At 65.1% G+C, this 9,626-nt stretch carries 12 protein-coding genes and 1 tRNA gene; 7 read left to right on the top strand and 6 right to left on the bottom strand.

Annotation, left to right across the window (positions count from 1 at the left end):
• The 3 genes from AC1D15_RS09420 to AC1D15_RS09410 form a co-directional block, all read left to right on the top strand.
• A partial coding sequence (locus AC1D15_RS09420; protein WP_477825777.1) for a response regulator occupies positions 1-1,795 on the top strand: 1,795 nt, incomplete at its 5' end.
• A 10-nt stretch (positions 1,796-1,805) separates the two neighbouring features.
• Positions 1,806-2,201: a nuclear transport factor 2 family protein gene (locus AC1D15_RS09415; RefSeq protein ID WP_477825776.1), complete on the top strand. Its 396-nt coding sequence runs from the start codon at positions 1,806-1,808 to the stop codon at positions 2,199-2,201.
• A gap of 6 nt (positions 2,202-2,207) precedes the next feature.
• Positions 2,208-2,636 carry a hypothetical protein gene (locus AC1D15_RS09410; RefSeq protein WP_477825775.1) on the top strand — a complete coding sequence of 143 codons (429 nt, stop codon included), beginning with the start codon at positions 2,208-2,210 and terminating at the stop codon, positions 2,634-2,636.
• Between the two features lie 12 nt (positions 2,637-2,648).
• Here AC1D15_RS09410 and AC1D15_RS09405 read toward each other — a convergent pair whose 3' ends face one another.
• Positions 2,649-3,068, bottom strand: a complete 420-nt coding sequence (locus AC1D15_RS09405; RefSeq protein WP_477825774.1) for a hypothetical protein — start codon at positions 3,066-3,068, stop codon at positions 2,649-2,651.
• A 253-nt stretch (positions 3,069-3,321) separates the two neighbouring features.
• Between AC1D15_RS09405 and AC1D15_RS09400 the strand changes: the two genes are divergently transcribed.
• Positions 3,322-4,092, top strand: a complete 771-nt coding sequence (locus AC1D15_RS09400) for an NYN domain-containing protein (protein ID WP_477825773.1) — start codon at positions 3,322-3,324, stop codon at positions 4,090-4,092.
• Positions 4,093-4,243: 151 nt separating this feature from the next.
• Here AC1D15_RS09400 and AC1D15_RS09395 read toward each other — a convergent pair whose 3' ends face one another.
• Complete coding sequence (locus AC1D15_RS09395) at positions 4,244-5,413, bottom strand: hypothetical protein (protein ID WP_477825772.1); 1,170 nt, start codon at positions 5,411-5,413, stop codon at positions 4,244-4,246.
• Between the two features lie 25 nt (positions 5,414-5,438).
• Positions 5,439-6,023 carry an MltR family transcriptional regulator gene (locus AC1D15_RS09390; RefSeq protein ID WP_477825771.1) on the bottom strand — a complete coding sequence of 195 codons (585 nt, stop codon included), beginning with the start codon at positions 6,021-6,023 and terminating at the stop codon, positions 5,439-5,441.
• A gap of 68 nt (positions 6,024-6,091) precedes the next feature.
• Between AC1D15_RS09390 and AC1D15_RS09385 the strand changes: the two genes are divergently transcribed.
• Positions 6,092-6,355 (top strand): hypothetical protein, encoded by a 264-nt coding sequence (locus AC1D15_RS09385; RefSeq protein WP_477825770.1) that lies wholly within the window; start codon positions 6,092-6,094, stop codon positions 6,353-6,355.
• Positions 6,356-6,435: 80 nt separating this feature from the next.
• Positions 6,436-6,795 carry a site-specific integrase gene (locus AC1D15_RS09380; protein WP_477825769.1) on the top strand — a complete coding sequence of 120 codons (360 nt, stop codon included), beginning with the start codon at positions 6,436-6,438 and terminating at the stop codon, positions 6,793-6,795.
• Between the two features lie 88 nt (positions 6,796-6,883).
• On the opposite strand, the gene AC1D15_RS09375 is transcribed toward AC1D15_RS09380, so the two are convergent.
• The 3 genes from AC1D15_RS09375 to AC1D15_RS09365 all read right to left on the bottom strand — a co-directional run bounded on the left by AC1D15_RS09375 (position 6,884) and on the right by AC1D15_RS09365 (position 8,949).
• Positions 6,884-7,888, bottom strand: a complete 1,005-nt coding sequence (locus AC1D15_RS09375; protein WP_477825768.1) for a hypothetical protein — start codon at positions 7,886-7,888, stop codon at positions 6,884-6,886.
• A 119-nt stretch (positions 7,889-8,007) separates the two neighbouring features.
• Positions 8,008-8,095: transfer RNA gene (locus tag AC1D15_RS09370), tRNA-Ser, on the bottom strand.
• A 35-nt stretch (positions 8,096-8,130) separates the two neighbouring features.
• A complete protein-coding gene (locus AC1D15_RS09365; protein ID WP_477825767.1) occupies positions 8,131-8,949 on the bottom strand; it encodes a symmetrical bis(5'-nucleosyl)-tetraphosphatase in 819 nt (272 codons plus the stop codon).
• Between the two features lie 110 nt (positions 8,950-9,059).
• Between AC1D15_RS09365 and AC1D15_RS09360 the strand changes: the two genes are divergently transcribed.
• On the top strand, positions 9,060-9,626 hold a 567-nt coding region (locus AC1D15_RS09360), incomplete at its 3' end, for a CNNM domain-containing protein (RefSeq protein ID WP_477825778.1).

Genomic DNA, 9,626 nt, shown 5'->3' with positions numbered 1-9,626 from the left:
CCAGCAGCTGCGCGACACCGGCCGCTGCCAGCCCTACGAGAAGCACTACATCCGCAAGGACGGGAGCCTGGTGCCGGTGCTGATCGGCGGGGCGCTGCTGAGCGACTCGGTGCACCAGGGCGTGGCCTTCATCGTCGACCTCACCGAGCGCCGGCAGGCCGAGACCGACCGCCAGGCGCGCCGCGAGGCGGAGGCGGCCAGCTCGGCCAAGAGCGAGTTCCTGGCCAACATGAGCCACGAGATCCGCACGCCGATGAACGCGATCCTCGGCATGTCGTACCTGGCGCTGCAGAGCGGGCTGAACCCGCAGCAGCACAACTACATCCAGAAGGTGCACGGCTCGGCGGAGTCGCTGCTGGGCATCATCAACGACATCCTCGACTTCTCGAAGATCGAGGCCGGCAAGCTCGAGATGGAGACGATCGCGTTCAGCCTCGGCGACGTGATGGACAACGTGAGCAACCTGCTGGGGATGAAGGCGGACGAGAAGGGCCTGGAACTGGTGTTCGCGGTGCCGCCGCAACTGCCGGCGGTGATGGGCGATCCGTCGCGCCTGGGGCAGGTGCTGCTGAACCTGGGCAACAACGCCATCAAGTTCACCGAGCGTGGCGAGGTGGTCCTGGCCATCGGCGTGATCGAGCGGGACGAGGTCTCGGTGCAGCTGYGTTTCGAGGTGCGCGACACCGGCGTCGGCATCGACCGCGAGCATCAGCAGCGCCTGTTCGAGGCGTTCACGCAGGCGGACGCCTCGACCAGCCGGCGCCATGGCGGCACGGGCCTGGGGCTCGCGATCAGCCGCAACCTGGTGCGGCTGATGGGCGGCGAGCTGGCCGTCGACAGCGAACCGGGCCGTGGCAGCCGCTTCCACTTCAGCGTGCACTACGACCTGCAGAAGGGCGCGCCCGCCCAGCCGCCGGCGTTGCGCCGGGACGGCCTGCGTGGCAGCCGTGCCCTGGTGGTGGACGACAACGCCAGTGCGCGCGACGTGGTCGCCGCGATGGTCAGCGCGCTCGGATTGACGGCCGATACCGCCAGCGACGGCCGGGACGCGCTGCGCCGGCTGGAGCTGGCCGACGCGGGCGACGCGCCCTACGACCTGTTGCTGCTCGACTGGAAGATGCCCGGCATGGACGGCATGGAGTGCGCCCGCCTGCTGTCACGGTCTGCCGGGCGGCGCCACCCGCTGCCGATGGTGCTGATGCTGACGGCCTTCAGCCGTGCCGACGCGCAGCAGCGGCTGGTCGAGCAGGCGCTCGCGGTCAGTGCGCTGCTCACCAAGCCGGTCACGCCGTCGACGCTGCTGGATGCCTGCAGCAAGGCGCTCGGCCTGGCGGTACACCATCCAACGCGCCTGGTGCAGCGCGAGGAAGACCTGGCCCGGCACCGGGCCGGCCTGAGCGGCGCGCGCATCCTGCTGGTGGAGGACAACCCGATCAACCAGGAGCTGGCGCTGGACGTGCTGCGGCGCGCCGGCCTGGTCGTGAGCGTCGCCAACGACGGCCAGGAGGCGCTCGACATGCTGGAGGGCGAGCCGTTCGATGGCGTGCTGATGGATTGCCAGATGCCGGTGCTGGACGGGTTCGCGGCGACCCGGGCGCTGCGCCGGCAGCCGCGGCTGCAGGACCTGCCGGTCATCGCGATGACGGCGAATGCGATGGTCGGGGATCGCGAGAAGGTGCTGGCTGCGGGGATGAACGACCACATTGCCAAGCCGATCAAGGTCGAGGAGATGTTCGCGACGCTGGCGCGCTGGGTGCGGCCGGCCGAGCCGGCGGCGAAGCGCGGTTCGGCGTGACAATGCCGGCATGCCGAATCCCGCTGCCGTCGACACCGTCCAGGCGTTCTGGCGCCTGATGGCGACGAACGATTTCTTTGCCGTGGCGCAGGTGCTGGCGCCTGGCWTCGTGCTGGAGTGGCCGCAGTCGAACGAGCGCATCCGCGGCGCGCAGAACTTCGCGCAGATGAACACCGAGTACGCCGCCCACGGGCCGTGGCGCTTCGCGATCAACCGGCTGGTGGGCGGGCAGGGCGAGGCGGTGTCGGACGTGTCGGTCACCGATGGCGTGCAGTCGGCGCGCGCGCTCAGTTTCTTCACGGTGGAAGACGGGCTCATCACGCGGCTGGTGGAGTTCTGGCCCGAGCCGTATGCCGCGCCCGCGAACCGGGCGCACCTGGTCGAGCCGATCGACCCTTCGAAGTGAGGCCTTGTGTTCAAGCTGCTGCTGCGTTGCCTGTTCTTCATCGGTGGTGTCGTGCTGCTGAGCGACACCGCACTGCCGCTGCGCGATGAAACCCTGCGGGTCGACCAGCACACGAGCCACGTCAACGATGGTGAGTCGGCGCGCCGCGACAACCGCTCCGGCGACACCAGCTACACGCTGCACCTGGTGGGCGGGCAGGTGGCGAGTTGCTCGGTCGGGTATGCGGCGTACCAGCGGCTGAAGGATGGCGATGCGATCCAGGTGCAGGCGACGCGCTTGCTGCGCCAGTGCGTGCACATTGCGCGCGACGGTGAGCTGGTGGAGTCGAACCGGCACTGGCGCTGGATCGYGATGGTGATCGGCGGCGTGCTGATCGCGCTGGCGATCGGGTGGCTGCGGGCGGATGACGAGGATGGGAGCATCAGCCTGGCGTGAGGCGTATCGGCGTCACGGGCCGACGGAATCGGGTGCACTCGATGACGGTGTGGTGCTACGGCTGACCTGCGACAGCCCTGCGACGAGCATGCCCAGCGCCAGCGCGCCGAGGCCCCATGCCACCCCGGCGAGCGACATCGTGACCTTGAGCCAGAAGGCGCCGCCGACGCACAGCGATCCGCCGAGGACGACGAGGACCTTGCGCCACATCGGCAGCGGCGACAGGGCCGCGATGAGGGAATCGATGGCGCTGCGGTCCGCTGGAACGATCCCCGGTCTGGCCGCTGTTGCTTTGGAGGCGCGTGCTGCACCGATCTGCTTTCCCGTGGCGCGAGCGGGGAAGCCGCAGGCTGCGCAGAGATCGGCGCGCGGTGGATTGGATGCGTCGCAGGCGAAGCATTGCCATGCATAGGAGCGTTCTGAGTTCGACAAGGGGAGCCTTTCCCGCAAAGTCCCTGGCGAGGCCATCTGGTTTCATCCGACGTTTGAATACTGCTCACACGGTACGCCGTCATGGTTGCCGCCCAGGCGATTCATTGCATTGTTCCGCCATATTTTCAGTGGCATCGCATATCTGCTTCTTTCCCTTGGCTAACATGAGCGCCAACGCCGTGGCCTTTGAGCCGCACGACCGCTGGCAGGTCGTCTTGCGAAGGCTGGACAACAATTCGGCGGGGGAGGCAGCATGCAATCGACTTCAGTGGAAATTGACGCCAAAGTCGCAGTACTGGTCGACTGCGAGAACGCAGACCCGGACATCCTCGACTACGCGCTGCGGGTGGCGGCCCAGTTCGGGCGCGTAGTGCTGAGGCGGGGTTTTGGCAGCCACGCCGCCTTGGCCAACAAGTGGCAGACCGTTCTCGTTCAGCAAGCCTTCACCCCCTGCCTGCAGTACGCCTATGCCCCCGGCAAGAACACCTCCGACATTGCGTTGGCGATGGACGCCATCGAGGCACTCTTTGACCAGCGGGCCAGCACCTTCTGCCTGGTCACCAGCGATTCTGACTTTGCCGGTCTCTGCCGCAAGCTGCGCGAGCGTGGCGCCACAGTGCACGTGATCGGCGAGACGAAAACGCCGGAAGCGCTGCGCAACGCCAGCGACCAGTTCTTCCAGTGGATGCCGCCTGAGCCGGCAGATGCCTCGCAGGCGGCACCTCAAGCGACCAAATCGGCCGTGGCGCCAAAGCCCAAGCAGCGGCCGAAGTCGATTGTCACCGCCGTCAAACTCCTGGCGGCAGATTCGCCCGACGGACGCGTCCACGTGGCGACCCTCGGCTCGTACTTGCGGCGCGCTGACCCATCCTTCTCACCCCAAACCTATGGGCATGCGGGGCTGGTCAACATGCTGAAAACCTACGATCTGCTCGATTTGCGTCAGGAGCCCGGCGGGCACTGGACCGTGGCTCTGGCCGTGCCGCCCACCGAGATGGCAACGGCAACCGACAGGTCGGCCTGAGTCCTGTTTCATCAGCACTTGCCAACGATCAAATTCACCTGACTCTGCGATGCCACTCACTCTCTCCCAACTCGAACTGATTGGCTGTACTTTCATTGGAAGCTAGCGGAGGCGGTTTTTGCCCGGCCACGGCTCATCCTGGCGCTTGGCATCACACTGTCCCGTTGCTGGGGTCGTCGACTTTCGCCTTCGCACGCGCAGCCTTCTTGGCATATGCTGGGTCGAATGACGTGATGGGTTTCAGCTTCAAGTCGAATGGCTTGTACTTCCCTTTGAACTGTGGCTCACCGGGCAGTCGTGCGATGTCCCTCCAATAGCTCGGTTCGAGCCTTTCGTCCTTGCGGGGCGTCCTAATGCATCGGGCAATGATCTGTCCGCACGTTTCGTCCAGTAGGTGGGTGTTCTTGTAGTCGCTAGAGCACGACGACAGGAGTTGGAACAGCGCGCTCAGGGCCGCGGTTGCCTCCGTCAGGTCGGGCTGGGCGCCGCTGTGGATGAATTCATTGCGCGCCTTGCGCGCCTGGTTGAGCAGCCGGTAGGTCTCGGCCTCGATGAGGCCCTTCTGAAAGAGAAGTTCGATTCGTGCGGACGTGGTCCAGACGCGATAGTCCTTAAGGAATCCACTGCGATTTGGGATCGCATCCGCCTGGACCTTGGCCTCCACCTCAAGCCGCCATATCCTGCTCACTACCTGTTCAATAGACGTCCAAAGGCAGGTCAGCGATTCGGCGAGCGCGCCTGCGACATAGTGGGTGGTGCCGGCCAGCGCAATCTCAGGGCTAAGGGGCTCGCACGTCGAGAGAATGGAGCGGCCGCGCTGAATGGCCTTCTCTAGGGCGGCGATGGTGATTGGCACGCGATCAAGCAGCACAATGTTGTCGGTTACGCTGGCGCTCCGGTCGCGTAGCGCGGAATGCAATGCCGTGTTCCGGCTGCCGCGACTCAGCAGGCGTATGTAGCCAGTCTTGAACAGCCACCCGGAGCAAATGTCAGAGGGTGCCGCGCCTTCCGTGTAGACACCGCCCAGCAGCATCTCCAGGAAGACCCGGTTGAAAATTCTGAGCGCGACATCCGCCTGTGAGAACTCTGGAAGGGCTGGCATGGCCAAGGTCCCATCGAAGCCCACGAGCATCATGTACGGAGCCACGTTCCCGTCGATGAAGCCGCTCGCGCGATTGAGCTTCAGATAGTCGTACGTCGAACGGTTGATGTCTTGCAGCGTGGGTTTCCAGCTGTCCCGGCCGTCCTTCGCTATGAGCTTGAGGGGCGCGCTAACCGCCATCACAAGCGGGGTTCCCTCGGGCCTGTTTGACTCGGTCATTGTCATGCTCTCCTGTGCGCAGACGTCATCGAACGTACCGAGGACCGTAGGTCGGCTTAGGCGGCGTGGTCGCTAGCCGAAAGCTGACATCGGGAGCTTTGACGGCCTTCCCCTCTTCAATACGAGTGAAGAATAGGTKCAGCTCGACACAGCAACTCGTCATGGTCTCGCGGAGACGGTCCTTCGGGCCTCCAGGGATTGACTGCCGGTCGAATGTGTAGCCCGACAACTGGCCGATCATTGCCGCGATGTCATTCCTCTCCAGGGAGACCCCTTCCCAGTTGTGCGCGAACTGGTTGCGCACCTTCCGCAGAATCTCCATGTCTCTGAACTGCTCCTCTGTTGCGAGGCCGAAGGCATAGACGGCCTTGATGCGGGCACCCAAGGTGCCAAGTGGTGCATTGAAGCCTTCTACGAGTTCCCGGGTGGCCTTGCAATCTCGGAAGTAGGCAAGCAATAGGCGGCCCAGCGTGTCCTCCAGGAACGTGGCGAGCGATAGCACCAGGGCGCGCTCGTCGTGGTCTCTGAGTAGTCGCATGAAGCGATTCAGGTTTTTGAGCGATCCCTCTTGCTCCTCTAGCGGGAGCTGTTCCGATGCCGGTTCTGTCACGCGGACCTCCTTGGGGTTGTATGCGATCAGTCTATTTCGACTAGTCGGACCGGCTAGGTGGTTCCTCGGTGGAAGCTCAAGAGGAATCCTGCCTGTCTGACCTGTCGATGCTCGTTGACTCCGCCTCGTTGAAAGAACACCCCGTGAGCTGGCGGTTTTTCTCGATTGCTGCGCGTAGCGGCATGGGGGTCCTGGCGCGCTATACGAGAGTGGAGGTCATTGAATTGCTTTTGGCGACCTTCGCATCTTCGTTAGTGGTAGTTGTTTCCTCTCTCTTGCCCGGGCATTCGCGTCCGGGCTTTTTTGCGCTCGGCTCAACGCTCGATCACTGACGCGCTCTGCGGCGACAAGGGCTGTTCGCAACGGCGCGCTCTCGGTCAAGCAGGGCAAGACCAACAAGAAGCTGCGCATCTTGCTCAATGAGGGGAGCGCCCGCACCGAGTTCGGCCAGCTCATCGACCGCATCAAGAACCGCGAGGGGAAGGTGGCCAGCATGTTCATGATTACCACTTTGTCGGCTCGGCCGCTCAACCAGTGGACCTTGCGCACGCGGTTTGACGATGCTCGGGCGACTGCTGTCAAGGCGGCAACGGAGGCTGATGACAAAGACCTGGCCTCACGCATCCGCGCGTTCCAGTTCCGCGACATCCGTCCGAAGACGGCCAGTGAACTGCCTGTCGAACACGCCAGCAAGCTGCTCGGCCACACTCAGCAGGAGACTACCGAAAGCGTGTACCGGCGTCTGGGCGAAACCGTCGAGCCGACCAAGTAGGCAACATCCCACTCTCGAACGGCCCCACTCTCGGGGTCGTTCTTTTCGCGGTGTCGCACATGATCCCCGTGGGGCCTGATGCTGAGGCCTAGAACGGGATTTCGTCGTCTAGGTCATCGAATGGATTCGACGACGGCGGCAACGCGCCTTTGGGTAGCGGTAGATTCGTGACGATGAACAGGTTCAGGATGTCGTCCCTGTCCATGAACATGACCTGGGAGCGCTTGGTCGCATCGAGCTTGTTGCCGAGCCAATTGCGCGCCTGCTTCGTAATCTCGCCACCGGCGACGATGAAGGCGTGGTCCACGAGGACACGACGATTGAGTTCGGGGTCGAAAATCTCGTGCCCGAGCATCATGCTCACTTGGTTATGAATCTCGGCTACGTTGGCTGAGCCGTCCTTGCCAACGCCCGCCGAGTCGAGCTTCCCCTTCTTGGCCTGTATCCCGAAGTAGAGGACGTGAAGTGTTGGCAGGGTGTACTTCATCCATACGTCTTTGCCGTACTCCAGGGCCTTGTCCTTGTGGCCCGCTGCCGTGATGCGGTGGAAGCCCAACTGGCGGAACAGGGGCAGCAGCAACTCCTCGATGAGCTCGTCCTCGGAGCACTTGTTCAGGTACGCCGTGAGTTGCTCCCGGCGCTCCAGCTCTGCCGGCGTCATGGGGCGATGGGGGTTCGCCAGTTGGACCACGCTCTTGGTAGGCAAGTGCCGAAGTTGACCGACACCACTCTCGTCGTAGAACGCTTCCCAGCCTTCCCGGGCGAGGACCACGTTCAAGGCAGCAAGTGCCTTGCTGCGATCCGGGTCAGCCTTCTGAGCTTCGCCCTTGTCGAGCACCGCGCGAATGATCCGTATGAAAGCATCGGGCGGAACAGCTGGGCCTGAGTGGGGCAGAGCTAGTACCTCCTCCAGGCGGGCAGCCACCCAGGCCCAGCGCGTGGACCCGTCATGGATGAAGTCCAGGTCGCAGTCCTCGAAGAACTCCGTGATGAACATGCTCGACCGGTATCGGAAGTAGCTGACCTCCGACGGGGTAGCGTCACCGCAGATGATGTGTGCGAGTTCCCGGAGGTTCCTGTTCTTCCACTTCATGCCGCTACGTTGCCCCTGGCTGCCGCCGTGAAGCGAAGGGCGGGTGCGTCGGCATGGTCGCATGCCTGTGCGGCCGCGGGACTTGCCTCCGTGCTCGTCAGCCTTCCCGATGGTGTTGTTGGCGGAAGCGGTGGGATTCGAACCCACGGACAGTTGCCCGTCGCTGGTTTTCAAGACCAGTGCCTTAAACCGCTCGGCCACGCTTCCTGAAGAAGGCCGCGATTGTAGTCCCGGCGTTCCGGTCAGCCGGGCTGCTGCGCCTGCTCGCAGTCCACCTGCACCACCTCCGGCGTGGCCGCGAGCCGCACCGCCGTGAGCCGCCCGCCCCACACGCACCCGGTGTCCAGCGCCATCAGGTCCGGCCGGATCGTCAGCCCGAGCGTCGACCAGTGCCCGAACGCGATCGGCACCCCCGCCGTGCGGCGCTGCGGTGCATCGAACCACGCGAACAGCCCCGGCGGCGCGGCGTCCGCCGCCTCGGTGCTTGCCATGTCCAGCGTGCCGTCGGCGGCCACGAAGCGGATCCGCGTCAGCACGTTCACCGCGAAGCGCAGCCGGTCGGCGCCCTGCAGCGCCGCGTCCCAGCGCGCCGGCTCGTTGCCGTACATCACCTGCAGGAAACCCGCCAGGTCGTCGCTGCGCAGCCGCTGCTCCACCTCGCCGGCCAGCGCCAGCGTCGTCGCCAGGTCCCACTGCGGCACCACGCCGGCATGCACCATCAGCCAGCCATGCGCGTGCACCGCCATCCGCTGGCGGCGCAGCCAGTCGATCAGCGCGCCGCGGTCCGGCGCGTCCAGGATCTCGCCCAGCGTGTCGCGCCGCCCCGGCTTGCGCACCCCGTGCGCCACCGCCAGCAGGTGCAGGTCGTGGTTGCCCAGCAGGCAGGTGGCCGACGACCCCAGCTGCTGCAGCCGCCGCAGCGTGCGCAGCGAGGCCGGGCCCCGGTTCACCAGGTCGCCCAGCAGGTACGCGTGGTCGCGCGAGGCAGAGAAGCCGATCTTCTCGAGCAGGCGCTCCAGCGGGTCGCAGCAGCCCTGCAGGTCACCGATCAGGTAGTTCATCGCCGGGATTCTGCCCGCCCACCCCGTCACGGCCCCGCCGGCGCCATCTGCTACCCTTGCGGCCTTCGTCGTTTTGCGCGTTCCGGGCCGGGCCCCGGCAGCGTGCTTCCATGGACATAGCGCTCCTCGCCTTCCTGATCATCCTCAACGGTCTGTTCGCCATGTCTGAAATGGCGCTCACCGCCAGTCGCAAGGCGCGCCTGCAGGTCATGGTGGAAACCGGCGACGAAGGCGCCCGCGCCGCGATGGACCTGCACGAGAACCCCACCAAGTTCCTGTCCACCGTGCAGATCGGCATCACCTCGATCGGCGTGCTCAACGGCATCGTCGGCGAGGCCGCCTTCTCCGAGCCGCTGGCCGCCTGGATCCATCTGACATTCAACATCCACGAGAAGGCCTCCGGCATCACCGCCACCGCCCTCGTGGTGATGTGCATCACCTTCCTCACGATCATCTTCGGCGAGCTGGTGCCCAAGCGGCTCGGGCAGATGTATCCCGAGAACGTGGCCCGCCTGGTCGCGCAGCCGATGGAATGGCTGTCGATGGCGGCGCGCCCGTTCGTCAAGCTGCTGTCGTTCTGCACCGAGGGCACGCTGCGCCTGCTGGGCATCCGCGGCGGGCCGAACCGTTCGGTGACCGAAGAGGAGATCGCCGCCAGCCTCGAGGAAGGCCTGGAC

Source organism: Rhizobacter sp. P2_H2, from assembly GCF_056403375.1.
This window is presented reverse-complemented; position numbering and strand designations above follow the sequence as displayed.